This is a genomic window from Streptomyces diversicolor (assembly GCF_057537855.1).
In genome coordinates this window covers 193,503-218,986 of record NZ_BAAJXA010000002.1, presented here as the reverse complement: position 1 = coordinate 218,986, position 25,484 = coordinate 193,503, and the positions used below count along the sequence as shown (strand labels likewise).

The window sequence follows — 25,484 nt, the reverse complement described above, 5'->3', positions numbered from 1 at the left end:
GGGCGTGCTCTGCCTTCGTGCTAGGGATCACTGGACCTAAGTCACGATTAGGTTAGCCTAACCTCAGAGTCATCCCAAGGGGCGGTACCGGGTGCCCTCCGCCGCACCGGGCCCGCGACCGGGTGCGACCGGGTGTGGCCGGGGACACCCGGTCGCCGGATCAGCCCGCCAGGCCCAGCTCCCGCGCGATCAGCATCCGCTGCACCTCGCTCGTGCCCTCGCCGATCTCCAGGATCTTGGAGTCGCGCCACATCCGGGCCACCGGGTACTCGTTCATGAAGCCGTAGCCGCCGTGGATCTGGGTGGCGTCGCGGGCGTTGTCCACGGCGATCGTCGACGAGTACAGCTTGGCCAGCGCGGCCTCCTTCTTGAACGGGTCGCCCGCCACCAGCCGGCACGCCGCGTCCCGCCAGGCGAGGCGGGCGGTGTGCGCCTTCATCTCCATGTCGGCGATCTTGAACTGGATGGCCTGGTTGGCGCCGATCGGCCGCCCGAAGGCGTGCCGCTGCCTCGCGTACCTCACCGACTCGTCGACACAGCCCTGCGCCAGACCCGTCGCCAGCGCCGCGATGGCGATGCGGCCCTCGTCGAGGATCCGCAGGAACTGCGCATAGCCACGGCCCTGTTCGCCGAGCAGGTTGGCCGCCGGGACCCGGACGTCCACGAACGACAGCTCGCGGGTGTCCGAGGCGTTCCAGCCGACCTTCGAGTACGGGGCCGCGACCGTGAAGCCCGGCGTGCCGGACGGCACGATGATCGCGGAGATCAGCGGCCCGCCGTCCGGTTTTCGGCCGGTCACCGCGGTGACCGTCACCAGACCCGTGATGTCCGTGCCCGAGTTGGTGATGAAGCACTTCGAGCCGTTGATCACCCATTCCCCGGTGTCCGCGTCCAGCCGGGCCGTCGTGCGCGTCGCACCCGCGTCCGAGCCGCCGTCCGGCTCCGTGAGCCCGAACGCGCCCAGGATCTCGCCCGCGCACAGCCGCGGAAGCCATGCGCGCTTCTGCTCCTCGGTGCCGAACAGATGGACCGGCATGGCGCCCAGCGACACCCCGGCCTCCAGCGTGATGGCCACGGACGAGTCGACCCGGGCCAGCTCCTCCAGGGCCAGACCCAGCGCCAGGTAGTCGCCGCCCATGCCGCCGTACTCCTCAGGGAACGGCAGCCCGAACAGGCCCATACGGCCCATCTCGCGGACGATCTCGTACGGGAACTCATGCCGCTCGTAGTAGTCGCCGATCTTCGGCGCCACCACGTCGTGCGCGAACTCCTCCACCGTGCGGCGGAGTTCCTCCAGCTCGGGGCTGAGACGGTGGTCCATGCTGATCACTGGTCCTTGTGGGAGAGGGCGCGGACGGTGCGGGACGGGCTCGGCCGGCCCAGCTGCTCGGCCATCCACACGCTCGTGGCGGTGAGACGGCCCAGGTCGACCCCGGTCTCGATGCCGAGGCCCTGGAGCATCCACACCAGGTCCTCGGTGGCGAGGTTCCCGGTGGCGGACTTGGCGTACGGGCAGCCGCCCAGGCCGCCGGCCGAGGCGTCGACCGTCGTGACGCCGTGTTCCAGCGCCGCGTAGGTGTTGGCGAGGGCCTGGCCGTAGGTGTCGTGGAAGTGCACGCCCAGCACGTTCGTCGGCACGCCCTCCTCGTTGAGCGCGGCGAGGAGTTCCAGGACGTGTCCCGGGGTCGCGACGCCGATCGTGTCCCCGAGGCTCAGCTCGTCGCAGCCCATGTCCACCAGCGTCCGGCACACCCGTACCACCTGGTGCACGGGGACCGGGCCCTCCCACGGGTCGCCGAAGCACATGGACACATAGCCGCGCACATGCAGGCCCTCGTGCTTCGCGTGCCCGACGACCGGCTCGAACACGGCAAGCGACTCGTCCAGCGTGCGGTTGAGGTTGGCCTTCGCGAAGGACTCGGTGGCGCTGGCGAACACCGCGATCCGGCGGGCGCCCAGCGCCAGCGCCCGGTCCAGGCCGCGCCGGTTGGGCACGAGCACCGGCAGCGCCACCCCGCGCAGATCGCCGAGGAGCGGGAACAACTGCTCCGCGTCGGCCAGTTGGGGCACCCACTCGGGGTGCACGAAGCTCGTCGCCTCGACGGTGGTCAGGCCCGCGTCGGCCAGCCGGTGGATGAACTCCGCCTTGACGCCGGTCGGCACGGCCGACTTCTCGTTCTGCAGCCCGTCGCGCGGGCCGACCTCGTGGATCCGCACCCGCTGGGGCAGATCCTGCGCGGGTACGACCATCGGCAGTCCCGGTGCGGTCATTCCTCCGCCTCCTCGTGCGGCGCGACCACGGCCAGCACCTGGTCCATGGCGACCGTGCTGCCGGGCCGTACGTCCAGTTCGGTGACCGTGCCCGCGTGCGGGGCCGCGACGACGTGCTCCATCTTCATCGCCTCCACCACCAGCAGGCTCTGGCCCGCGGTCACCTCGTCGCCGACGGCGACCTTCACGACGGTGACCGTGCCGGGCATCGGCGCGGTGAGCGAGTCGGCGCCCGCGAGCCCGGCCCGGGTGAGGGAGGCGGCCACCGGATCGTGATCCCGTACCTGCCAGGCGTCGCCGTCGCGGCCCAGCCAGGTGCCGTCCGGCAGAGCGGCGAAGCTGTGGACGACGCCGTCGAGCCGGATGGAGAACCGGTCCTCGCCCGCCTCCGCCCCCGGGAGGCGGCCCACGGACGCCGTCAGCGGCGTGCGCGCCCCGTCCGGAAGCACCTCGGTCGCGCCGTCCGGCGTGCGGCGCACGCGCACGGCGACGGGCTCGTGTCCCGGGACCCGCAGATGGTGCACCGTCCAGGCCCGCTCGCCGCCCAGCCGCCAGCCGTCCGCCGCGGAGAACGGGTCCGCCCAGCCGGCTTCGGGCGCGGCGCCCAGCGCCGCCTGGCGCAGCAACGCCGCCGCCGCGTAGACCTCCGCGGGCACCTGGCCGGGCAGCAGGTCGGCCACCGCCCGCTCGACCAGCCCCGTGTCCAACTCGCCCGCCGCGACCGCCGGATGGGCCAGCAGCCGGCGCAGGAAGCCCGCGTTGGTCGGCACGCCCAGCGTGACCGTCTGCGCCAGGGCCGCGCGGAGCCGGCGCAGCGCCGTGCGACGGTCCGGCCCGTACGCGATCACCTTGGACAGCATGGGGTCGTACCGGCTGCCGACCTCCGTGCCCTCGCTGAGCCCGGAGTCGGTGCGCACCCCCTCGCCCTGCGGCTCGCGCAGCCGCAGCACCGTGCCGCCCGACGGCAGGAACCCGCGCGCGGGATCCTCCGCGCACAGCCGGGCCTCGATCGCGTGCCCGGTCAGCCGGATGTCCCGCTGCGCGAACGGCAGCGGTTCGCCCGCCGCGACCCGCAGCTGCCACTCCACCAGGTCAAGACCGGTGACCAGTTCGGTGACCGGATGCTCCACCTGGAGCCGGGTGTTCATCTCCATGAAGGAGTACGCCGCCGGGTCGCCGCCCGGCACGATGAACTCCACGGTGCCCGCACCCCGGTAGCCGCAGGAGCGGGCCGCCCGCACGGCCGCCGCGCCCATCGCCGCCCGGGTCTCCTCGTCGAGGAGCACGCTCGGTGCCTCCTCGACCACCTTCTGGTGCCGGCGTTGCAGCGAGCACTCGCGCTCGCCGAGGTGCACCACAGTGCCGTGCGCGTCGGCCAGGACCTGGATCTCGATGTGCCGGGGCCGCTCGATCCAGCGCTCCACCAGCAGCGTGTCGTCACCGAAGGAGGCGCGGGCCTCGCGCCGGGCGGCGGCGATCTCGTCGGCGAGCGCGCCCGCCTCCCGTACCAGGCGCATGCCCTTGCCGCCGCCGCCCGCCGAGGGCTTGAGCAGCACCGGCATCCCGATCTCACGGGCGGCCTCGGCGAGCTGGGCGTCGGACAGACCGCTCCCGCTGGAGCCGGGGACGACCGGCACCCCGGCCGCCCGCACCGTCTCCTTCGCGCGGATCTTGTCCCCCATGAGGGCGATGGCGTCGGCCGGCGGGCCGATGAACACCAGCCCCGCCCGTGCGCAGGCCCGCGCGAAGTCCGCGTTCTCGGCGAGGAAGCCGTACCCCGGGTGGACGGCCTGCGCGCCCGTGCGGGCGGCGGCATCCAGGAGCCGCTGCACGGACAGATAGCTCTCGGCGGCCGGCGCAGGACCGAGCCGCACCGCCGTGTCGGCCGCGCGCACGTGCCGCGCGTCGGCGTCCGCGTCGGAGAACACCGCAACCGACCGCACGCCCAGCGCGCGCAGCGTGCGCATGACGCGCACCGCGATCTCACCGCGGTTGGCCACCAGGACTGTCTCGAACATCGTCTTCGGTCCCCTCACATCCGGAAGACGCCGAACCGCGGCTCGCCCAGCGGGGCGTTCGCGCAGGCGGTCAGGGCCAGGCCCAGCACCTGCCGGGTCTCCAACGGGTCGATCACGCCGTCGTCCCAGAGCCGGGCGGTGGCGTAGTAGGCGTTGCCCTGCCGCTCGTACTGCCGGCGGATCGGGGCCTTGAAGGCTTCCTCCTCCTCGGCGGGCCAGGACTCGCCGCGCGCCTCCAGTTGGTCCCGCTTGACGGTGGCGAGGACGGAGGCGGCCTGCTCGCCGCCCATGACGGAGATCTTGGCGCCCGGCCACATCCACAGGAAGCGCGGGGAGTAGGCCCGGCCGCACATGGAGTAGTTGCCGGCGCCGTAGGAACCGCCGACGACCACGGTCAGCTTGGGCACGCGCGTGCAGGCGACGGCGGTGACCATCTTGGCGCCGTGCTTGGCGATGCCGCCGGCCTCGTAGTCCCTGCCGACCATGAAGCCGGAGATGTTCTGCAGGAACACCAGCGGAATCCCGCGCTGGTCGCACAGCTCGATGAAGTGGGCGCCCTTCTGGGCGGACTCGGAGAACAGGATGCCGTTGTTGGCGACGATCCCCACCGGGTGGCCGTGGACCCGGGCGAAGCCGGTGACCAGGGTCTGCCCGAACTCCGCCTTGAACTCGGCGAACCGCGAGCCGTCGACCACGCGCGCGATGATCTCGCGGACGTCGTAGGGGGTGCGCGGATCGACGGGCACCGCGCCGTAGAGCCCGTACGGGTCCACCTTCGGCTCGACGGCCGGCCGGACCTCCCAGGGCAGGGGCCCGCGCGCGGGGAGCGTGGCGACGATGCCGCGGACGATCCGCAGGGCGTGCGCGTCGTTCTCCGCGAGGTGGTCGGTGACGCCGGACACACGTGCGTGGACCTCGCCGCCGCCCAGTTCCTCGGCGGTGACGACCTCGCCGGTGGCGGCCTTCACCAGCGGGGGGCCGCCGAGGAAGATGGTCCCCTGGTTGCGGACGATCACCGCCTCGTCGCTCATCGCCGGGACGTAGGCGCCGCCCGCGGTGCAGGACCCGAGGACGGTGGCGATCTGCGGGATGCCGGCGCCCGACATGCGCGCCTGGTTGTAGAAGATCCGGCCGAAGTGCTCACGGTCCGGGAACACCTCGTCCTGCATCGGCAGGAAGGCGCCGCCGGAGTCGACGAGATAGAGGCAGGGGAGCCGGTTCTCCAGGGCGATCTCCTGGGCCCTCAGATGCTTCTTGACCGTCATCGGGTAGTACGTGCCGCCCTTGACGGTGGCGTCGTTGGCGACGATCACGCAGTCCCGCCCGGCGACCCGGCCGATCCCGGCGATCACCCCGGCCGCCGGTGCCTGCCCGTCGTACATCCCGTCGGCCGCGAGCGGGGCCAGTTCGAGGAACGGCGAGCCGGGGTCCAGCAATGTGTCCACGCGGTCCCGCGGCAGCAGCTTGCCGCGCGCGGTGTGCCGGGCCCTGGCCCGCTCGCCGCCGCCGAGCCGGGCCGCGGCCAGCTTGCCGCGCAGTTCCTCGGCGAGCGCGCGGTGCGCCTCCTCGTTGGCCCGCCAGGCCGCCGACGCGGGATCCGCCGCGCTCGTCAGCTCCGGTGCCTCCAGCATTCTGCGGTCCCCTCACCCAGTGGTCGACTGTTAATGAGCGTTAACCATTTCTCCTAGGTTAACGAGCGCTAACCCGGCTGTCTAGAATTGCTGCCATGGTCACCAGAACCGGCGCCCCCGGGCGCCGCGAGCAGATCCTCAAGGAGGCCGCCCGGCTGTTCGCCGAGCGCGGCTTCCACGGCGTCGGGGTCGACGAGATAGGGGCCGCGGTCGGCATCAGCGGCCCCGGTCTGTACCGGCACTTCGCGGGCAAGGACGCGATGCTCGCGGAGCTGCTGGTCGGGATCAGCGGACAACTGCTGACCGGGGCCAAGCGGCGCCTGGCGGAGGCCGACGGCGCGGCCGGCCCCATGGCGGTCCTCGACTCCCTCATCGAGGGCCACATCGACTTCGCCCTCGACGACCGCCCCCTGATCACCCTGCACGACCGGGAGCTTGACCGCCTGCGCGACAGCGACCGCAAACTGGTGCGCCAGCTCCAGCGGCAGTACGTGGAACTGTGGGTCGAGGCGCTGCGGGCGGCGTATCCGGGGCTCGCCGAGCCGGCCGCGCGCTCCGCGGTCCACTCGGTCTTCGGCCTGCTGAACTCGACCCCGCACCTGGGCCGGCCGGGCTCCCTGCCGGGCCGCGCGACGACCGCGGCCCTGCTGCACCGCATGGCCCGCGGGGCGTTCGCGGCGGCGGGCGCGCACGGATAGCGACCGCTACCCGGCCGGCAGCGGCGGCCGGGCGTGATGCGGGTTACCCCCGGGACGCCCTGGACGGGGCCCGTACTCGTCGGTACCGTGGTCTGAGCAAGCGCTTAGACATGCCTGAGGTACGTGGAGGTGGCGGCGTGCGCCGTACGGTGTTCAACGAGGATCACGAGGCGTTCCGGGAGACCCTTCGCGCCTTCATCGAGGCCGAGGTCGTGCCGGTGTACGACGAGTGGTTCGCCGCCGGCCAGGCCCCGCGCGAGTTCTACTACAAGCTCGCCGAGCTGGGCCTCTTCGGCATCAACGTCCCCGAGGAGTTCGGCGGCGCCGGCCTGGAGACGCACAAGTTCGAGGCGATCCAGTACGAGGAGACGGCACGCGCCGGCGTGACCTTCGGCGGCTCCGGCGTGCATGTGCTGCTCGCCCTGCCGTACCTCAAGATGCTCGCCACCGACGAGCAGAAGAAGCGCTACCTGCCGAAGTTCGTCTCCGCCGAGGAGATGTGGGCCATCGCGATGACCGAGCCCGGCACCGGCTCCGACCTCGCGGGCATGAAGACCACCGCCAAGCTCTCCGAGGACGGCACGCACTACGTACTCAACGGCGCCAAGACCTTCATCACCGGTGGCGTCCACGCCGACCGCGTCATCGTCTGCGCCCGCACCGCCGCGCCCAGCGCCGAGGACCGCCGCTTCGGCATCTCCCTCTTCGCCGTCGACACCAAGTCCGAGGGCTACTCCATAGGCCGCAAGCTGGACAAGCTGGGCCTGAAGACCTCGGACACCGCGGAGCTGGCGTTCGTCGACGTCAAGGTGCCCGTCGAGGATCTGCTCGGCCAGGAGAACAAGGGCTTCTCCTACCTGGGCGCCAACCTGCCCTCCGAGCGCTGGGGCATCGCCTTCGGCGCCTACGCGCAGGCCAAGGCGGCCGTCCGGTTCGCCAAGAGTTACGTCCAGGAGCGCACCGTCTTCGGCAAGCCGGTCGCCCACTTCCAGAACACCAAGTTCGAGCTGGCCGCCTGCCAGGCCGAGGTGGACGCCGCCGAGGCGGTCGCCGACCGGGCCCTTGAGGCACTGGACGCGGGCGAGCTGACCCCCGCCGAGGCCGCGAGCGCCAAACTGTTCTGCACCGAGGTCGCGCACCGCGTCATCGACCGCTGCCTCCAGTTGCACGGTGGCTACGGCTATATGAACGAGTACCCGATCGCCCGCCTGTACGCGGACAACCGCGTCAACCGCATCTACGGCGGCACCAGCGAGATCATGAAGACGATCATCGCCAAGGACATGGGCCTGTGAGGACACGGGCCCGCAAGGGCCTCGGTAAGTCCACGAAAAGATCGCAGGATACAACTGGCTCATGAGTCAGGCACTTCAGTCCCTGCTCGATCTGCTCGACCTGGAGCGGATCGAGCAGGACATCTTCCGCGGCCAGTCCAGCGCCGCTGTGGTTCCGCGCGTCTTCGGCGGGCAGGTTGCGGCCCAGGCGCTGGTCGCCGCCGGGCGCACGGTACCGGCCGACCGGCACGCGCACTCCCTGCACGCCTATTTCCTGCGGCCGGGCGACCCCGGCGCCCCCATCGTCTACACCGTCGACCGCATCCGCGACGGCCGCTCCTTCACCACCCGCCGGGTGGTCGCGATCCAGCACGGGCAGCCGATCTTCCACCTCTCGGCGTCCTTCCAGACGTACGAGGAGGGACTGGAGCACCAGGCGCCCATGCCCGCCGCGCCCGACCCGGAGACGCTGGCCACCGCCCAGGAGCGGCTGCGCGGCTACGCACACCTGGACGCGCGGATCGTGGAGAAGTTCCAGGAGGCCCGCGAGGCGGTCGACCTGCGCTACGTCGACGAGCCGCCCTACGGCAGCTACGGAGTGCCGCGGGAGCCGCACTCCCAGGTGTGGTTCCGCACCAACGGCAAGCTGGACGGCGACATCGACGCACCCCTGCTGCACGTCGTGCTCGCCACCTACGTCTCCGACATGACACTGCTCGACTCCGTGCTGCTCGCGCACGGCCGCGGCGGCTGGGCCGTCGGCGATGTGGTCGGGGCCTCGCTGGACCACGCCATGTGGTTCCACCGGCCGTTCCGCGCCGACGAATGGCTGCTGTACGACCAGGAGTCGCCGTCCGCACACGGCGGGCGCGGGCTCGGCCAGGCCCGCATCTACACCCAGGACGGCCGGCTCGCCGTCTCGGTGATCCAGGAAGGCGTGGTCCGTGTGCCCAGGGGCTGAACGCCTGGGCGTACGGCCCCTGTCGGCGTCAAAAGGACTTTGATTCCTGCCCGAGGTGCCGAACCCAGAGGGCCGGGCTAGGCTGAATGGCGAGCCGCAAAAGAGGGCACGCCCCGTGCCGTTGAAGTTCCCGAGACGCGGAACTCCGGTCGTTGATCTCGCCCACGCGTATCGCGTGGCCCGACCTGGCGGCATCGGTGCCGAGACGTGCCTTCATATCAGAGCGGTGAAGCCAGAGACCGCGCCGCACCTCTTCATACCACTGCGGTTGCGGCCATCCACTCGCCGGCCCCGAAAGTGGCGGGCGAGACGATGGAAGGAAAGGCAATCCCATGCGAGCACAACGCGCAAGGCGTCTCCTTGCGGTGTCCGCTGCCGGCATCCTGATGGCCGGCGGCGCCGCGATCGGCGCAGCGGGTACCGCTTCGGCAGCCCCGGCGCACGTCAACTCCGGGTACTCCAGCAACGACCACGGCGGTCATGGTGGCTACGGCGGTCATGGTGGCTACGGCGGTCATGGTGGCTACGGCGGTTACGGCGGTCACGGTGGCTACGGTCACGGCGGCTACGGCCATGGTGGCTACGGTCACGGTGGCTACGGCCATGGCGGCTACGGAGGCCACGGCGGCTACGGCGGCCACGGTGGTTACGGCGGTCACGGCGGTGGCGGTCACGGTGGCGGAGGCCACGGCGGTGGCGGTCACGGTGGCGGCGGTCACGGTGGCGGAGGCCACGGTGGTGGCGGCGGACGCTGACCGTCCACGCACACAGCGCGATGTGCGGCTCCTCACCGGGGCCGCACATCGCGGCGTCTGGGGACCGTCGGTCCGTCAGTCGCCCTTGCCCAGGCCCGCTTCCGTCAGCAGATAGGCCGTCATCGGGTCGTAGTAGCGCGGGCTGAGAACGTGATCGTCGAGCGGCACCGCCACTTGGAGCGTGCCCTCGGACTCGGCGAGGAACAGCGCCGGGTCGTTGCAGTCGGCGTACCCGACGGAGTCGAGCCCGTGCTGCGCGGCGTAACCGGCCCAGCCGTGGTCGGCGACGACCAGGTCGGGCAGCGGACGGCCCGCACGCTCAAGTCCCGTCAGAATGGCCCGCATCGGCTCGCCGGAGTGGGTGTGCCACAGCGTGGCGCCGTGCTCCAGGACGGCGACGTCCGCGAACTGCATGACATACCCCTCGTCCGTCTGCAGCCCGTCCGGGATGACCACGACCTCGCAGCCGGCGGTGCGCAGCGCGGCGGCCGTGGCCCGGTGCACGTCGAGCAGTCCGCCGGGGTGACCGGTGGCGAACAGCACCCGCTGCCCGCCGTCGGCCGCCTTGCGCAGCCGCAGCGCCAGCCGGTCCAGGGCGTCGACCGTCAGCTCGGGGTCGATGGTGTCCTGTCCGTACCGGTACTCCGGGTCGTCGTTGACGCCCACCCGCTCCGCCATCACCGCGAGCACGTCCTGCTCGTCCTGCCAGCGGTCCCCCAGCTCAAGCCCGAGCCAGAAGTTGCGGTCGCCGTTGGCCAGCTTGCGGTAGTGGGAGAGGTTGTTCTCGCGGGGAGTGGCGACGTCGCCCGCGATACGGGTGCTCACTAGATGGTCGACTAGCTCGGCGCGGCTGGGTGTCCCGGGTATCGGCATGCCTCCCATTGTGAGGCAGCGGGCGGCGCGATTCCCCTGGCGTATCGCACGCTGGGACGCGGGTCACTCACCGTGTTTCAGCGCGAACCACAGCTCCATGCGGACATCGGGATCGTCGAGGTCCGCGCCGAGCAGCGCCGCGCACCGGCCGATCCGCTGCCGCACGGTGTTGCGGTGCACACCGAGCGCGACCGCGGTGCGGTCCCAACTGCCGTGCAGGGAAAGCCAGCTGCGCAGGGTCTCGGCGAGGGCGGGCCGGCCGGCGAGCGGCGCCAGCAGCTCGCGTGCGAACCCCTCCGCCTCGTCCGCCGGGACCAGTCCCGCAAGGCCGGCCCGGCCGCCGTGGCGGACCAGCGCGGTAGCGGTGACACGGGCCCGGGTCAGGGCGCGGGCCGCCTGGGCGTCGGCGGACGGCCACTCGTGCGGGGCGGCCGGGGCGCTGACGCCGAGGGTCCAGCCGGGCTGCGGGGCGGGTTCGCGGTCGGCCGGCACCAGCACCCGTACGACGTCACGGCCGACGTCGACCAGCGCCGAACCCAGGGCCGCGCCCAGCGCGGAGCCGGCGACCGCGTCCGGCGGCTGGGTCTGCGGGCGGGCGTGCACGACGAGCCACCGCCCGTCGCCCAGCAGCGGCGCCACGTCCTGCGGTGCCGCGCCGAGCAGCAGCCGGACCAGCGCCGCGGAGCGTGCCGCCCCGGCACCGCTCTGGTGCTCCCCGGTGAGCAGCGACAACAGGACGGCGGCCACGGAGGCGATGGCGTGGTCCCCGGCCTCCCGCCCCGGCACCGCGACCCCGAGCACAAACCCCTGCCCGTTCCCCAGCGAGTACGCGGCAAGACGGGTCCCCCCCACCGCATCGGTTGCGGAAGCCGGCCCACCCCGCCCCCCGCCCAGCTCCCCAGCACCGGTACCGCTACGGCCGACTGCGGAGACGGCGGTGCCGCTACGGCCGGGTGCGGGCGCGTCGGTGGCGGCGCGGCCGGGCGTGGAGGTGGTGATTGTGGCGGTGGTGGGTGTGGGGGTGTGGGTGGCGGTGTGTGTGCGGCCCAGGTCGGCGGCTTGGGCGGGGGTGGCCGGTTTGGGCGCGGCGTGCGTGACGGGGCCGGTACCGCCGGGTGCGGGTGCGGCGGTGGTGGCGGGGCCGGGCGTGGTGGCGGTGGGCGTGGCCGTGGTGGGTGTGGTGGCGTGGTCGGCGGAGTATGCGCGGCCCCGGTCCGCGGCTCGGGCGGGGGCAGGCGGTTTGGGGGCGGGCTGCGTGACGGGGCCGGTACCGCCGGTGGCAGGCGCGGCGGTGGCGGTGCTGGGTGTGGAGGCGGTAAGAGGTGGGGGTGTCTGGTCATCGGTGCAGGTGCGGACCGGGGTCGCGGCCCCTGCGGAGGCGGTCGAAGGAGCCGCCTCCTCCGCGGGCGCCCGGCGCCCGGCGTCCGGAGCCGTGGGCGCAGGGCCCTGGCCGGCTGGTTCGGGGGTGCCGGGTGTGGGGGTGGGGTTCTGGTGTGTGGGGTCTGGGGCCGGACCGGTCGGCTCGGGTGTCCGGGTCCCTGGGGCTGGGCTGCCCGGGGTGGTGGTCCGGGTCCCCGGGGATGGGCTGGCTGGCTCGGGGGGCGGGGACATCGGGGATGGGCTGCGCGGGTCGGCGGTCCTGGACATGGGGGCCGGACCGGTCGGCTCGGGTGTCCGGGGTCTCGGGGCCGGTGTGCTCAGGGGCGGGGTGTTGCGGAGGGGGCGTACTACCTGGGTCAGGTGGGTCAGGGCCGTGTCTATGTCTTCCCTGGGGGGCCGGCCGGCCGAGGCGATTTCCGTGCCGTCGGGACCGTACAGGCATGCCCGGCCGCCCAGCCGCTGGGCCAGGCGGCGCAGCACCGCGGGGACCGGATCGGGGCGGGCCGCCGCGGACGCGAGGCTCTGCTGGGCCTCCGTGACCCGGCGCAGCTCGGCCAGCCGGGCCTGGGCCATGAGCTGCCAGACCGCCCGGGCCACAGCCGAGAACGTCGTCTGCGGCGGTACCTCGACGAGCGGCAGCCCGTACGCCTCGCAGGCCGCGACCAGCGCCCCCGGCACCGTGTCGTGCACCGGTGCGACGCCGAAGCCCAGCGCCGCGCCGCCCGCCGCCACGATCCTGGACACGTAGGCGTCGAAGTAGTCCCCCGCCCCCGCTCGACCAGGGGCACCCCCGTCCGCCTCGGGGATGTGCACGCCCGCGGTCAGCAGCAGCTCGCCACCCAGCAGATACGGATAGGGGTCGGACATCTCGGAGGTGTGCGCCCAGTGGATGGCGACCTGGGGCCCCGACGGCCCGGCGATCTGCCGCAGGGCCAGGTCCTCCCGGGCCAGCAGCGCCGCCAGCGGGACCGGCGGGGTGGGCGGGACCGCCGGCGCGGCCGGTGCGGACCTGTCCGGCATCGTGTGCGTTCCCTCCACTCCGGCGCCGTCGAATGGATGAAACGTACACTTCGCAGTCGCTTTCCGGCCACCTAATGTCGGTCCGGACCGGCAGCCGCGGGTACCGGCGTCTGTCCCCGTGATCCGCTGCCGGCGTCCCCGCTCCCGGAAACCCGCTTCCGGGACACCCCACTCGTCTCCGCACGACACGCCACCGACCGTGCGCGAAGGAGGGCCCACATGGCCGTCGACTACACCGTGATCGTCGTCTATCTCGTCGGCATGCTGGCCATGGGCTGGTGGGGCATGCGCCGCGCCAAGTCGAAGAGCGAGTTCCTGGTGGCCGGCCGCCGCCTCGGACCCGCCCTGTACTCCGGCACCATGGCGGCGATCGTCCTCGGCGGCGCCTCCACCATCGGCGGTGTGGGCCTCGGCTACAAGTACGGCCTGTCCGGCGCCTGGATGGTCTTCACCATCGGTCTCGGCCTGCTCGCGCTGAGCGTCTTCTTCTCCGCCCGCATCGCCCGCCTGAAGGTCTACACCGTCTCCGAGATGCTGGACCTGCGCTACGGCGGCCGGGCGGGCGTCATCTCCGGCGTCGTGATGTGGGCGTACACCCTGATGCTCGCGGTGACCTCGACCATCGCCTACGCCACGATCTTCGACGTCCTCTTCGACCTCAACCGCACCGTCGCGATCGTCCTCGGCGGCTCGATCGTCGTCGCGTACTCCACGCTCGGCGGCATGTGGTCCATCACGCTGACGGACATGGTGCAGTTCGTCGTGAAGACGATCGGTGTGCTGCTGCTCCTGCTGCCCATCGCGGTCGTCAAGGCGGGCGGCTTCTCCGCGATGAAGGCCGAGCTGCCCACCGGGTACTTCGACCCGCTGGGCATCGGCGGCGAGACGATCTTCACCTATGTCCTGATCTACACCTTCGGCATGCTCATCGGTCAGGACATCTGGCAGCGTGTGTTCACCGCCCGCAGCGACCGGACCGCCAGGTGGGGCGGCACCGTCGCCGGCACCTACTGTCTCGGCTACGCACTCGCGGGCGCCGTCATCGGCACCGCGGCCAAGGTGCTCTACCCCGAGCTGGGCAGCCCGGACGACGCGTTCGCGACCATCGTCAAGGACGAACTCCCCATCGGCGTACGCGGGTTGGTGCTGGCCGCCGCCCTGGCCGCCGTGATGTCCACCTCCTCCGGCGCGCTGATCGCCTGTGCCACCGTCGCCAACAACGACATCTGGTCCCGGCTGCGGGGCATGACGCGCCGTGCCCCGGACGCGCACGACGAGGTCAGGGGCAACCGCGTCTTCATCCTGATCATGGGCGTCGGCGTGATCGGCACGGCCATCGCGCTCAACGACGTCGTCGAGGCCCTGACCGTCGCCTACAACCTGCTCGTCGGCGGGCTGCTCGTCCCGATCCTCGGCGGGCTGCTGTGGCGGCGCGGCACCGCGCAGGGCGCCCTCGCCTCGGTGATCGTCGGCGGCCTCGCCGTCATCGGTCTGATGGCGTCCTTCGGCATCCTGGCCAACGAACCCGTCTACTACGGCCTGTTGTCCTCCCTGGTCGCCTACCTCGTCGTCTCCCTGCTGACGAAGCCGACCGACGCCGCCGTGCTCGCCGCCTGGCGGGAGCGCCTTGCCGGACGGACCCCCGAACGCGCCTCCGAACCCGTCCCGGCTCACCAGTAGAGTCACCGGCAAAGCAGTACATGCGCGAACAAGCGCAGGAAAGAAGGCATTTCACCATGAGCAGCAGCGAGACGCCCCGCGGCCCCGTCGACTCCTCCCGCGTCCCCCGGTACGCCGGACCCGCGACGTTCGCCCGGCTGCCCCGCCTCGACGAGGTCGGCACCGCCGATGTCGCCGTCGTGGGCGTGCCGTTCGACTCCGGTGTCTCCTACCGGCCGGGTGCCCGCTTCGGCGGCAACGCCATCCGTGAGGCGTCCAGGCTGCTGCGCCCCTACAACCCGGCGCAGGACGCCTCCCCCTTCGCGCTCGCCCAGGTGGCCGACGCCGGTGACATCGCCGTGAACCCGTTCCACATCAACGAGGCCGTCGCGACCATCGAGGCGGCGGCCGACGAACTGCTCGGCACCGGCGCCCGGTTGATGACCCTCGGCGGCGACCACACCATCGCGCTGCCCCTGCTGCGCGCGGTCGCGAGGAAGCACGGCCCGGTGGCCCTGCTGCACTTCGACGCCCACCTCGACACCTGGGACACCTACTTCGGCGCCGAGTACACGCATGGCACCCCGTTCCGCCGCGCCGTCGAGGAGGGCATCCTCGACACCTCCGCGCTCTCCCACGTCGGCACCCGCGGCCCGCTCTACGGCAAGCAGGACCTCAGCGACGACGAGAAGATGGGCTTCGGCATCGTCACCTCCGCGGACGTCTACCGGCGTGGCGCCGACGAGATCGCCGACCAGTTGCGCGGGCGCATCGGCGACCGGCCGCTGTACGTGTCCATCGACATCGACTGCCTCGACCCGGCGCACGCGCCCGGCACCGGCACCCCGGAGGCGGGCGGCATGACCTCCCGCGAGCTGCTGGAGATCCTGCGCGGCCTGGCGTCCTGCAACCTGGTGTCGGCGGACGTCGTCGAGGTGGCGCCCGCGTACGACCACGCCGAGATCACCTCCGTGGCCGCCTCCCACACGGCCTACGAGCTGATCACCCTGATGACCCGCCGGATCGCGACGGCGTAGCTCCGCTGGTTCGGCCGCGTTGGGTTGTTGTTCGGCTGCGGCGGTGTGGTGGCTGGGCGCGCAGTTCCTCGCGCCCCTTTTGGGTGGTGGCTGTCGTGGTTTGGCTGCGGGGGTGTGGGGGCTGGTGGCGCCCACGCGGCGGAGCCGCATATCGATACAGCCTCGCGCCCCCTTCGGGGCGCCCGATTCGTCAAGGAGACCGAGCCCCAGTGACGCACGACCATGACCTGGTACTCCGCCCGACGCCCGCGCAGACGGCGGCCGCCCTCGACCCGCCACCCGGCCGCAACGGCGGCGACCTGGTCGTGGAGACCCTGGCCGGGCTCGGCGCGACGACCGTGTTCGGGCTGCCCGGCCAGCACGCCCTCGGCATGTTCGACGCGCTGCGCCGCTCGGACCTGCGCTACGTGGGCCTGCGCGTGGAGAACAACGCCGCGTTCGCGGCGGACGCGTACGGCCGGATCACCGGCGAGGCCGCGCCGTTGCTGCTGTCGACGGGGCCGGGCGCGCTGACCTCGCTCGCCGCGCTCCAGGAGGCGGCGGCGGCCTCCGCGCCCGTCCTCGCCATCAGCAGCCAGGTCCCGACGGCCGGGCTCGGCGGCGGCCGGCACGGCTATCTGCATGAACTCCCGGATCAGGCGGCCTCGTTCCGGGGCGTGGTCAAGTCGGTCCACACCGTCCGCGCCCAGTCCCAGATCCCGTCCGCCGTCGCCGCCGCCTGGAAGTCGGCGCTGACCGCACCGCACGGCCCGGTGTGGGTGGAGATCCCGCAGGACGTACTGCTGGCACGGACGGCCCTGCCGGTGGTGACCGCGCTGGACGCCACCCCTGACGAACTGGTCCCGCGGCCCGAACTGACGGCGCTGGCCGCCGATCTGCTCGCGCGTGCCGCCCGCCCGGCGATCATCGCCGGCGGGGGAGTGGTCCGCGCGGACGCCGCAGGCAAGCTGCTGCGGCTGGCCGAGCGCCTGGACGCCCCGGTCGTGACGACCTTCGGCGGCAAGGGCGCCTTCCCGTGGGAGCATCCGCTGTCCCTCCAGTCGTGGCTGGAGGACCGGCACACCACGGACTTCCTGGAGGACGCGGACGTCCTGCTGGTGGTCGGCTCCGGGCTCGGTGAACTCTCCTCCAACTACCACACGTTCGCGCCGCGCGGCCGGGTGATCCAGATCGAGGCCGACCTCGGCAAGCTGGAGGCCAACCACCCCGCCCTCGGCATCCACGCGGACGCCCGGCTCGCCCTCCAGGCACTGCTGGAGACGGTGGCGGAGCGCACGGACGCCGCGGCGCCGCGGCGGGTGCGCGACCTGCTCGCCAAGGTCGCCGACCGCATCGCCGGCCAGGAACTCACCCTGGAACAGGACGTGCTGGCCGCGGTCCGCCGGGCCCTGCCGGCGGGCGCCCCGTCCTTCTGGGACATGACGATCCTGGCCTACTGGGCCTGGTCGGCCTTCGACGCGCAGGCCCCGAACACCATGCACTCGGCGCAGGGCGCAGGCGGTCTCGGCTACGGCTTCCCGGCCGCCCTCGGTGCCGCCGCCGCCGACCCGGGCCGTCCGGTGCTGGCGGTCTCGGGCGACGGCGGCGCCCTCTACTCGATCGCCGAGTTGGCGACGGCCCGCCAGTACGGTCTGAACGTCACCTGGCTGATCGTCGACGACGGCGGCTACGGCATCCTGCGCGAGTACATGACCGATGCGTTCGGCCAGGCCACGGCGACGGAGCTGACCCGCCCCGACTATGTGGCGCTCGCCGGGTCCTTCGGTGTCCCGGGGGTGCGCACCAGCCCCGAGACCCTGGAGGCGGACCTGGCGCAGGCGCTCGCGTCACCGGGGCCGTCGGTGGTGGTGCTCCCCGCGGTGCTGCGGATGTTCGCGCCGACGCACCTCGGCTGAGGGCGTCGGCTCGGGTCAGCAGGCGCCCGGGCCGACGCCGTCCATGCGGCCGCCGAAGTCCCCGAGGTAGCGCGAGCGCCAGTCGCCCTTGAACACGTCCCGCTTCTCGACGGGTGACCAGTTGATGAAGCAGGCGCGGGTGCCCGCGACCGCGGAGCCGACGTGGTCGTGCAGGCTGGGCGGCATGTCGCGGTAGCCGCTGCGGGAGGTCCACTCCCAGTAGGAGCCGCCGAAGCCCTCCTTGCTCCAGAAGCACACCGATCCGTCAGGACAGGACGGGACGGCGGCCCGGGCGGAGGCCGACTGGGCGGGCAGCAGCAGGGCGGTCAGCGCGAGGGCGACGGCGAGGGACCAGGAACGCGGCTTCATACGGCTCTCCGAGAAGGCGAGTTGGGGCGCCCCGGCCGAGCGGCCGGGGCGCCCTCATGCTCGGGTCCGGGCTCCGGGACACGCCCGGACCGCAGAGCGGTCTCACCGGTGTGGGCGAAGTAGTCGTTCAAGCACACACGGCGGCGGGAGCCCCGGCCACTCGGCACGGCCGCGAGGCGCCTACCAGATGGCGTCCACCCACTCCGGGTGGTCCACGAACGGGTTCCGGTTGTGCTGGTAGGAGTCGTAGATGACCTGGTTGCGGCGTTCCTCGAAGGCGTCCGGCGGGTCCTCGTCGTTCCACCGCTTCAGGACCGACAGCTTGCCCATGTACGGGGTGCTGCCGTTGTTCACCTTGTCGTCGGGTTCGAGGTCCGCGAAGCCGTCGCCGCCCTCGTAACGGACCGCCATGTAGAGGATCATGCGGGCCACGTCGCCCTTGACGGCGTCGCGTGGCTCGAAGGAGTCCGCGTCGGTGCGGCTGCCGCCGGAGTTGGTGAAGGTGCTGCCGCCCTCGTCGAAGTCCTTGTTGCTGCGCGTGGAGTTGACCTGGACGTCCTCGGGCCGGATGTGGTGCAGATCGGTGCCGGGGCCGGTCGAGGTGGTGAGGTTGCCGTGCGAGATCGCCCAGACGTGTTCGCGGTTCCAGTCGCCGACGTTGCCGCCGTTGAGGGTCTTGCCGCGCGAGATGCCCGAGTACAGCAGGACCACGTTGTTGCTGTTGTTCGGGTCCTGGTCGGTCACCTTCAGCGCGTCCCACAACTGCGCGTAGGACAGCTTGCTCTGGCTGCTGATGATGGTGTGCAGGGCGGACTTGAGGCTCGTGCCCGACTTGCCGACCGCGTTCTTGTAGTACGTCGTGTCGTACGCGGTCGTCGTCGCCCGGGCCGGGGTCGCGGTGAGGGCGGGTGCGGTGAGCGCGACGAGGACGGTGGCCGTCGTCAACGCCACTGTCCTCCAGTGGCGCAGGGGTGTCGCCGGCATCATGTGGGGTCCGTTCTACGCGGGTTGAATGGAGGCGGCACCCTGTAGAGTGACATGGACATGTAGTGGCCGTGGTGTACGGGGGGTGTCGGTTGCGTGACGGGATACGGCACGTCCTGCCCGCCACCGGCCCAACGGCCCCCGGCCCCAAGGCTTTTCGGGGGCGGCCGGTGGGCGCTGGCGCCGGGGATTGCGAAGGATTTGCCCTACGGGTGGGCCGGCGCGTACAACCATTTGTTCGAAGCCGTGAGTCAACAGGTACATGACTCATCCGATATCCAGGCGCGCCGCGGTACTGGCCGCGGGCGTCGGCGCCGCGGTGCTCGTACCGGGCCTCGTCGTCGCCGCCCCGGCGTCCGCCGCGACCACGCCCACGGTCAGCTGCACGTCGGCCAAGGCGGGCCTCGCCGCCAAGTTGAAGAAGGACATCACGGCCGCCCTCGCCACCCGCAAGGGCACCGTCGCCGTCGGCCTCTACGACCGGACCTCCAAGACGACCTGCACCCTGCGCCCCTCCACCGCCTACGACTCGGCCAGCGTCGTCAAGGTCACCGTCCTCGCCACGCTGCTGTGGGACGCGAAGAAGCACAACCGCTATCTGACCGACCGCGAGGTCACCCTCACCAAGGCCATGATCACCAAGTCGGACAACGACGCGACCAGCAAGCTGTGGAAACAACTGGGCCTGACGAAGATCAAGGGCTTTCTGTCCGCCGCGAAGATGACGCAGACCAAGCCGGGCGCGAACGGCTACTGGGGCCTGACCCAGATCACCGTGACCGACGAGCAGAAGCTGCTCAAACTCGTCACCGCCAAGAACACCGTGCTCAGCGACAACTCCCGCGCCTACATCCGCAAACTGATGGGGCAGGTCGTCTCGTCGCAGCGCTGGGGCACCCCGTACGGCGCGCCCTCCGGTGTCTCCGTGCACGTCAAGAACGGCTGGCTGCAACGCTCCACGCACGGCTGGCGGGTGCACAGCGTCGGCACTTTCGACGGCCGCGGACACGACTACATGATCACCGTGCTGACCCACGGCAACAGCACGATGAACTACGGCATCAGCACCATCCAGGGCGTGGCCAAGGCCATCCACAAGGACCTCGCCGCGGCCGGAAGTTGAGCCTTCACCGCGCGGATCCCGCGGCGTCACCGAACTGCCCTACGGTGACGCCCATGCGCATGAGAACCGCACTCGCCACCTTCACCGCCGTGCTGGCGGCGGCCACCTGCCTGACCGCCGCGGGGACCGCGGGAGCGGCCCCCGCACGGGGCAACGCCTGCTCGCCCGCCGTCCTCGTCGACCGCTTCTCCGACGCGCTCGACAAGACGACGTACGAGGGCACCTTCGTCGGCAACTTCTCCGCGCTCGCCGTGGACCGGGACGGCTCCCTCGCCGCACTCTCCGACCGCTCCGCGCTCTTCGGTCTTGACGCGAAGACCCTGAGGCCGACGTCGGTCGTCCCGCTCGCCGACGAGAAGGGCGGCCAGCTGGACTCCGAGGGCCTGGTCGTGGACCGCGACGGCACCCGGCTGGTCAGCTCCGAGACCGAGCCCTCCGTGCGCCGCTACTCCCGCGACGGCCGCATCCTCGACCGGCTGCCCGTGCCGTCCGCCCTGCTGGTCGCCCCCGCGGGCCGCGCCACCAACAACCTGACCTTCGAGGGCCTGACCCTGCTGCCCGGCGGGCGCACCCTGCTCGCGGCCATGGAGGGCCCGCTGTCCGGCGACGCCGCCGACACCGTCCGCTTCCAGACCTGGCAGCGGACGAAGGGCGACCACTTCCGGCTCTCCGCGCAGTACGCCTACCGCACCGACCCCGGTCTCGGCGTTCCCGAGGTCCAGGCGACCCCCGACGGCCGGCTGCTCGTCCTGGAACGCGGCTTCACCGCCGGCGTCGGCAACACCGTCCGCCTCTATCTGGCCGACCCGCGGCACGCCACCGACACCGCCGGCGTCGAGAACCTGACCGGCCAGAAGGGCGTACGGCCCGTCAGGAAGACCCTGCTGGCCGACCTCGCCGACTGCCCGTCCCTGGGCGCCACCGCCAAGCAGCCCCAGCCCAACCCGCTCCTCGACAACATCGAGGGCATGGCGATCACGGGCCGCGACCGGGGCCGCCTGAAGGTCGTCCTGGTCAGCGACGACAACCAGAACCAGGCCCAGACGACCCGCGTCTATTACCTCCGCGTACGCGTCTGACCCACCGGCCCACGGTCACGATCCCCGTGTCCGGGCCGGCCGGGCTTCCGGCCCGGATGAGGGTGGGTTCGTCTGACCGGGGTGCGAGCTGATGGAGCCACGCGGCTCATGCACCGCCCGCTGCCCCCGCTCACGGCGGTGCCGGTGCCGGTGCCGGGTGTCGTGGTGCCGGCCGCCGCCGGCACGCCGGCATCGCGCCGGTCGGGCCGCACCGACCCGCCCGGCCGCCGCACCCCCGGGGGCCCTGGGGGTGCGCCCCGTAGAGGCGCGGGGAACTGCGCGGCCGGCCACGGGCCCCTGCGGGGAGCCTTGGCCGTCGTCCGGGTGCGGGGGCGTGGTGGTTTTCGCGCCGTTCCCCGCGCCCCTTGGGGCGTGCATCCGCTGTCGTCCGGGTGCGGGAGCGTCGTGGTTTCTCGCGCCGTTCCCCGCGCCCCTGCGGGGGCGTACTCGCCGTTGTTCGGGTGCGGGTGTGTTGTGGTTTCTCGCGCCGTTCCCCGCGCCCCTTGGGGCGCGCACCTGCCGTGCTCGCTCACCCCTGTGCCTTCGGATCGGCTGTGTCCCTAGCCCCTCCCAGCCATCCGCACCCTCGATTCGGTCGAACCCAGCGGAGCGGTTTGTTGCGGGGGGATGAAATCCGGTGCGGGCGGTGTTGGGGTGTTCCGGATGACCGGGACCAGTGGGAGGCGGCGGCGTGGCAGCGGAACGGGGATGGGCCGGACGGCTGATCGGGTACGCCTGGCGTCACCCCAAGGACGTCGTCCTGGCACTCGGCTCCTCCCTCGCGGGCATGGCCGTCATGGCGCTGGTCCCGCTGGTCACCAAGGTGATCATCGACGATGTGATCGGCGACCACAGCCGCCCCATGGCCCCCTGGGCCGGCACTCTGATCGGCGCCGCCGTGCTGGTCTACGTCTTCACCTACATACGCCGCTACTACGGCGGCCGGCTCGCCCTCGACGTCCAGCACGACCTGCGCACCGAGATGTACGAGACGATCACCCGGCTCGACGGCCGCCGCCAGGACGAGCTGTCCACCGGCCAGGTGGTCGGCCGCGCCACCAGCGACCTCCAGCTGATCCAGGGCCTGCTCTTCATGCTCCCGATGACCATCGGGAACGTCCTGCTCTTCCTGGTCTCCCTGGCCGTCATGGCCTGGCTGTCGCTGCCGCTGACCCTGATCGCCCTCGCCGTGGCCCCCGCCCTCGGCTGGATCGCCCGGCGCAGCCGCTCCCGGCTGCACCCCGCCACCTGGTACGCGCAGGCTCAGGCCGCCGCCGTCGCGGGCGTCGTCGACGGCGCCGTCACCGGCGTACGCGTGGTCAAGGGCTTCGGCCAGGAGGAGCAGGAGACCGGCAAGCTGCGCGACGTCGGCCGCCGGCTGTTCGCCGGGCGGCTGCGCACCATCCGGCTGAACAGCAGGTACACGCCCGCGCTCCAGGCCGTCCCGGCCCTCGGCCAGGTCGCCATGCTGGCCCTCGGCGGCTGGCTCGCCGTACGCGGCCACATCACCCTCGGCACGTTCGTCGCGTTCTCCACCTACCTCGCGCAGCTGGTCGGCCCGGTCCGCATGCTCGCCATGGTGCTCACCGTCGGCCAGCAGGCCCGCGCCGGCACCGAGCGGGTCCTGGAGCTGATCGACACCGAGCCGAGCCTGCGCGAGGGCACCAAGACCCTGCCCGCCGACGCCCCCGCGACCGTCGAGTTCGACGACGTGTCCTTCGGCTACGACCCGCTGCACCCGGTCCTGCGAGGACTCAGCTTCGAGATCCGCCCGGGCGAGACGCTGGCCGTGGTCGGCTCCTCAGGCTCCGGCAAGTCGACGGTCTCCCTGCTGCTGCCGCGCTTCTACGACGTCACCCACGGCGCCGTCCTGATCGGCGGCCATGACGTGCGCGAGCTGACCTACGACTCCCTGCGGGCCGCGATCGGCCTCGTCCCCGAGGACTCCTTCCTCTTCTCCGACAGCGTGCGCGCCAACATCGCCTACGGCCGCCCGGACGCCACCTTCGAGGAAATCGAGAAGGCCGCCCGCGCCGCCCAGGCGGACCGCTTCATCGCCGAACTGCCCGACGGCTACGACACCAAGGTCGGCGAACACGGCCTCACCCTCTCCGGCGGCCAGCGCCAGCGCATCGCCCTGGCCCGCGCCCTGCTCACCGACCCGCGGCTGCTGGTCCTCGACGACGCCACCTCCGCCGTGGACGCCCGGGTCGAGCACGAGATCCACGAGGCGCTGAAGCAGGTCATGACGGGCCGGACCACCCTGCTCATCGCCCACCGCCGCTCCACCCTCGGCCTCGCCGACCGCATCGCCGTCCTCGACGCCGGCCGGCTCGCCGACATCGGCACCCACGACGAACTCCAGGAGCGGTCCGCCCTCTACCGCCGCCTGCTCACCGACCCCGACGAACTCGGCGGCGTCTCCCCGGGCCACGCCCGGCCCGCCGCGCCCCACGAGGACACCTCGGTGCGCGAGGAACTGGACGCCGAGTTCGACGCCGAGCGCGGTGTGACCCCGCATCTGTGGAGCGGGGACCGGGACCCCAAGGACCCCAAGGACCCCAAGGACACAGCCCTCGCGGGCACCCCGGCCACCCCCGAACTGCTCGCCCAGGTCGAGGCGCTGCCCCCGGCGACCGACACCCCCGACATCGACGAGGCGCACGCCGTACGGCCCGAGCAGTCCTACGGCCTGCGGCGCCTGCTGCGCGGCTTCGGCCTGCCCCTCCTCGTCAGCCTGCTGCTCGTCGCCGTCGACGCGGGCATGGGACTGCTGCTGCCGATCCTGATCCGGCACGGCATCGACCAGGGCGTCAGCCGGATGGCGCTCGGCGCCGTCTGGGCGGCCTCGCTGCTCGCCCTGGCCGCCGTCCTCGTGCAGTGGGCGGCGCAGATCGGCGAGACCCGGATGACCGGGCGCACCGGCGAACGCGTCCTGTACTCCCTGCGTCTGAAGATCTTCGCGCAGCTCCAGCGGCTCGGGCTCGACTACTACGAGCGGGAGCTGACCGGCCGCATCATGACCCGGATGACCACGGACGTGGACGCGCTGTCCACGTTCCTGCAGACCGGCCTGGTCACCGCGTTCGTCTCCGTCGTCACCTTCTTCGGCATCATGGTCGTCCTGCTGGTGATCGACGTACAGCTCGCGCTGGTCGTCTTCGCCACCCTGCCGCCGCTCGCCCTCGCCACCGTGTTCTTCCGCCGGGCCAGTGTGAAGGCGTACGAACTGGCCCGCGAGCGGGTGTCGGTGGTCAACGCCGACCTCCAGGAGTCGGTGTCCGGGCTGCGCATCGTGCAGGCCTTCCGGCGGGAGCGGGACGGCGCGCGCCGGTTCGCCGAGCGCAGCGACAGCTACCGCGGTGCCCGTATCCGCGGCCAGTGGCTGATCTCCGTCTACTTCCCCTTCGTCCAGCTGCTGGCCTCGGTCGCCGCGGCGGCGGTACTGATCGCGGGCGCGGGCCGGATCGAGGCGGCCACTCTGACCACCGGCGCGCTGGTCGCCTACCTCCTCTACATCGACCTGTTCTTCGCCCCCGTGCAGCAGCTGTCCCAGGTCTTCGACGGCTACCAGCAGGCGTCCGTCTCCCTCGGCCGCATCCAGGAACTGCTGCGCGAGCCGACGTCCACCGAGTCCGCCGCCGCGCCGCTCGACGTGCTCTCGCTGCGCGGGGACATCGCCTTCGAGGACGTGCACTTCGCGTACCGCAGCGACGGGCCCGGCACACCGGGCGAGGCGGCCCTCACCGGGATAGACCTGCGGATACCCGCCGGACAGACCGTCGCCTTCGTCGGCGAGACCGGGGCCGGAAAGTCGACCCTGGTCAAGCTGGTGGCCCGGTTCTACGACCCCACCAGCGGCCGGGTCACGGTCGACGGCACCGACATCCGCGCCCTCGACCTGGCCGCGTACCGCCACCGCCTGGGCGTCGTCCCGCAGGAGGCGTACCTCTTCCAGGGGACCGTGCGCGACGCCATCGCCTACGGCCGTCCCGACGCCACCGATGCGGAGGTGGAGGCCGCGGCCCGTGCGGTCGGCGCGCACGACATGATCGCCCGGCTCAGCGGCGGCTATCTGCACGAGGTCGCCGAGCGCGGCCGTAACCTCTCCGCCGGCCAGCGGCAGCTGATCGCGCTCGCCCGCGCGGAGCTGGTCGACCCCGATGTGCTGCTGCTCGACGAGGCCACGGCCGCCCTGGACCTGGCCACCGAGGCCCAGGTCAACCAGGCCACCGACCGGCTCGCGGGCCGCCGTACGACGCTCGTCGTCGCCCACCGGCTCACCACCGCCGCACGCGCCGACCGGGTCATCGTGATGGACCACGGGCGGGTCGCCGAGGACGGCACCCACGAGGACCTGCTGGCCCGCGGCGGACGCTACGCCGACCTGTGGCACACCTTCATCGGCCACACCGAACCGGAAGAACCCCTGGGCGTAACCCCCTGACCCCACCCGC

18 protein-coding genes are annotated in these 25,484 nt (G+C 72.4%); 9 read left to right on the top strand and 9 right to left on the bottom strand.

The window, feature by feature from the left end:
- Window positions 1–160 precede the first annotated feature (160 nt).
- Genes AC27LF_RS02840 through AC27LF_RS02825 form a run of 4 tightly spaced genes read right to left on the bottom strand, consistent with a single transcriptional unit; the run spans window position 161 to window position 5,920 of the window.
- Entirely contained in the window at window positions 161–1,321 is a 1,161-nt protein-coding gene (locus AC27LF_RS02840; protein WP_479656019.1) for an acyl-CoA dehydrogenase family protein, read from the bottom strand.
- Window positions 1,322–1,326: 5 nt separating this feature from the next.
- On the bottom strand, window positions 1,327–2,271 hold the full coding sequence (locus tag AC27LF_RS02835) for a hydroxymethylglutaryl-CoA lyase (protein ID WP_479656020.1): 945 nt from the start codon (window positions 2,269–2,271) through the stop codon (window positions 1,327–1,329).
- Window positions 2,268–4,289 carry an acetyl/propionyl/methylcrotonyl-CoA carboxylase subunit alpha gene (locus AC27LF_RS02830; protein WP_479656021.1) on the bottom strand — a complete coding sequence of 674 codons (2,022 nt, stop codon included), beginning with the start codon at window positions 4,287–4,289 and terminating at the stop codon, window positions 2,268–2,270. Before AC27LF_RS02830 ends, AC27LF_RS02835 begins: the two co-directional genes overlap by 4 nt.
- Before the next feature lie 14 nt (window positions 4,290–4,303).
- On the bottom strand, window positions 4,304–5,920 hold the full coding sequence (locus AC27LF_RS02825) for a carboxyl transferase domain-containing protein (RefSeq protein ID WP_479656022.1): 1,617 nt from the start codon (window positions 5,918–5,920) through the stop codon (window positions 4,304–4,306).
- 95 nt (window positions 5,921–6,015) lie between these two features.
- On the opposite strand from AC27LF_RS02825, the gene AC27LF_RS02820 reads away from it, so the two are divergent.
- The 3 genes from AC27LF_RS02820 (at window position 6,016) to AC27LF_RS02810 (ending at window position 8,853) form a co-directional block, all read left to right on the top strand.
- Window positions 6,016–6,618 carry an SACE_7040 family transcriptional regulator gene (locus AC27LF_RS02820; RefSeq protein ID WP_479656023.1) on the top strand — a complete coding sequence of 201 codons (603 nt, stop codon included), beginning with the start codon at window positions 6,016–6,018 and terminating at the stop codon, window positions 6,616–6,618.
- Window positions 6,619–6,755: 137 nt separating this feature from the next.
- Window positions 6,756–7,913 carry an acyl-CoA dehydrogenase family protein gene (locus AC27LF_RS02815; RefSeq protein WP_479656024.1) on the top strand — a complete coding sequence of 386 codons (1,158 nt, stop codon included), beginning with the start codon at window positions 6,756–6,758 and terminating at the stop codon, window positions 7,911–7,913.
- A gap of 61 nt (window positions 7,914–7,974) precedes the next feature.
- A complete protein-coding gene (locus AC27LF_RS02810; protein WP_479656025.1) occupies window positions 7,975–8,853 on the top strand; it encodes an acyl-CoA thioesterase in 879 nt (292 codons plus the stop codon).
- A 254-nt stretch (window positions 8,854–9,107) separates the two neighbouring features.
- Here the strand turns inward: AC27LF_RS02810 and AC27LF_RS02805 are convergent, their stop codons facing one another.
- The 3 genes from AC27LF_RS02805 to AC27LF_RS02795 form a co-directional block, all read right to left on the bottom strand.
- On the bottom strand, window positions 9,108–9,572 hold the full coding sequence (locus AC27LF_RS02805) for a hypothetical protein (protein ID WP_479656026.1): 465 nt from the start codon (window positions 9,570–9,572) through the stop codon (window positions 9,108–9,110).
- Between the two features lie 111 nt (window positions 9,573–9,683).
- A complete protein-coding gene (locus tag AC27LF_RS02800; RefSeq protein ID WP_479656027.1) occupies window positions 9,684–10,481 on the bottom strand; it encodes a phosphatase in 798 nt (265 codons plus the stop codon).
- Window positions 10,482–10,544: 63 nt separating this feature from the next.
- A complete protein-coding gene (locus AC27LF_RS02795) occupies window positions 10,545–12,881 on the bottom strand; it encodes a helix-turn-helix domain-containing protein (RefSeq protein ID WP_479656028.1) in 2,337 nt (778 codons plus the stop codon).
- 219 nt (window positions 12,882–13,100) lie between these two features.
- Here AC27LF_RS02795 and AC27LF_RS02790 point away from each other — a divergent pair, with 219 nt between their 5' ends.
- The 3 genes from AC27LF_RS02790 (at window position 13,101) to AC27LF_RS02780 (ending at window position 17,472) form a co-directional block, all read left to right on the top strand.
- Window positions 13,101–14,561 (top strand): sodium:solute symporter family protein, encoded by a 1,461-nt coding sequence (locus tag AC27LF_RS02790; protein ID WP_479656029.1) that lies wholly within the window; start codon window positions 13,101–13,103, stop codon window positions 14,559–14,561.
- A gap of 56 nt (window positions 14,562–14,617) precedes the next feature.
- A complete protein-coding gene (gene speB / locus AC27LF_RS02785) occupies window positions 14,618–15,577 on the top strand; it encodes an agmatinase (protein WP_479656030.1) in 960 nt (319 codons plus the stop codon).
- Between the two features lie 209 nt (window positions 15,578–15,786).
- Window positions 15,787–17,472, top strand: coding sequence for a thiamine pyrophosphate-binding protein (locus AC27LF_RS02780; protein WP_479656031.1), 1,686 nt, complete (start codon window positions 15,787–15,789; stop codon window positions 17,470–17,472).
- Between the two features lie 15 nt (window positions 17,473–17,487).
- Here the strand turns inward: AC27LF_RS02780 and AC27LF_RS02775 are convergent, their stop codons facing one another.
- Window positions 17,488–17,841: a peptidase inhibitor family I36 protein gene (locus tag AC27LF_RS02775; RefSeq protein ID WP_479656032.1), complete on the bottom strand. Its 354-nt coding sequence runs from the start codon at window positions 17,839–17,841 to the stop codon at window positions 17,488–17,490.
- A gap of 180 nt (window positions 17,842–18,021) precedes the next feature.
- The gene (locus AC27LF_RS02770; RefSeq protein WP_479656033.1) at window positions 18,022–18,825 is read right to left on the bottom strand and encodes an endonuclease I family protein; all 804 of its coding nucleotides are present in this window, start codon (window positions 18,823–18,825) and stop codon (window positions 18,022–18,024) included.
- A 262-nt stretch (window positions 18,826–19,087) separates the two neighbouring features.
- On the opposite strand from AC27LF_RS02770, the gene AC27LF_RS02765 reads away from it, so the two are divergent.
- From AC27LF_RS02765 to AC27LF_RS02755, 3 genes are all read left to right on the top strand, one after another.
- Window positions 19,088–19,948 (top strand): serine hydrolase, encoded by an 861-nt coding sequence (locus tag AC27LF_RS02765; protein WP_479656034.1) that lies wholly within the window; start codon window positions 19,088–19,090, stop codon window positions 19,946–19,948.
- A 53-nt stretch (window positions 19,949–20,001) separates the two neighbouring features.
- Window positions 20,002–21,027 (top strand): esterase-like activity of phytase family protein, encoded by a 1,026-nt coding sequence (locus AC27LF_RS02760; protein WP_479656035.1) that lies wholly within the window; start codon window positions 20,002–20,004, stop codon window positions 21,025–21,027.
- A gap of 691 nt (window positions 21,028–21,718) precedes the next feature.
- Complete coding sequence (locus AC27LF_RS02755; protein WP_479656036.1) at window positions 21,719–25,474, top strand: ABC transporter ATP-binding protein; 3,756 nt, start codon at window positions 21,719–21,721, stop codon at window positions 25,472–25,474.
- Window positions 25,475–25,484: the final 10 nt, after the last annotated feature.

Excerpts from the sequence above, each read along its gene's own strand:
- AC27LF_RS02840 (WP_479656019.1), bottom strand. The coding sequence starts at position 1,321 with ATGGACCACCGTCTCAGCCCCGAGCTGGAGGAACTCCGCCGCACGGTG.
- AC27LF_RS02770 (WP_479656033.1), bottom strand. The coding sequence starts at position 18,825 with ATGCCGGCGACACCCCTGCGCCACTGGAGGACAGTGGCGTTGACGACG.
- speB (WP_479656030.1), top strand. The coding sequence starts at position 14,618 with ATGAGCAGCAGCGAGACGCCCCGCGGCCCCGTCGACTCCTCCCGCGTC.
- AC27LF_RS02825 (WP_479656022.1), bottom strand. The coding sequence starts at position 5,920 with ATGCTGGAGGCACCGGAGCTGACGAGCGCGGCGGATCCCGCGTCGGCG.
- AC27LF_RS02760 (WP_479656035.1), top strand. The coding sequence starts at position 20,002 with ATGCGCATGAGAACCGCACTCGCCACCTTCACCGCCGTGCTGGCGGCG.
- AC27LF_RS02795 (WP_479656028.1), bottom strand. The coding sequence starts at position 12,881 with ATGCCGGACAGGTCCGCACCGGCCGCGCCGGCGGTCCCGCCCACCCCG.
- AC27LF_RS02810 (WP_479656025.1), top strand. The coding sequence starts at position 7,975 with ATGAGTCAGGCACTTCAGTCCCTGCTCGATCTGCTCGACCTGGAGCGG.
- AC27LF_RS02775 (WP_479656032.1), bottom strand. The coding sequence starts at position 17,841 with ATGAAGCCGCGTTCCTGGTCCCTCGCCGTCGCCCTCGCGCTGACCGCC.
- AC27LF_RS02765 (WP_479656034.1), top strand. The coding sequence starts at position 19,088 with ATGACTCATCCGATATCCAGGCGCGCCGCGGTACTGGCCGCGGGCGTC.
- AC27LF_RS02830 (WP_479656021.1), bottom strand. The coding sequence starts at position 4,289 with ATGTTCGAGACAGTCCTGGTGGCCAACCGCGGTGAGATCGCGGTGCGC.
- AC27LF_RS02835 (WP_479656020.1), bottom strand. The coding sequence starts at position 2,271 with ATGACCGCACCGGGACTGCCGATGGTCGTACCCGCGCAGGATCTGCCC.
- AC27LF_RS02820 (WP_479656023.1), top strand. The coding sequence starts at position 6,016 with ATGGTCACCAGAACCGGCGCCCCCGGGCGCCGCGAGCAGATCCTCAAG.
- AC27LF_RS02790 (WP_479656029.1), top strand. The coding sequence starts at position 13,101 with ATGGCCGTCGACTACACCGTGATCGTCGTCTATCTCGTCGGCATGCTG.
- AC27LF_RS02800 (WP_479656027.1), bottom strand. The coding sequence starts at position 10,481 with ATGCCGATACCCGGGACACCCAGCCGCGCCGAGCTAGTCGACCATCTA.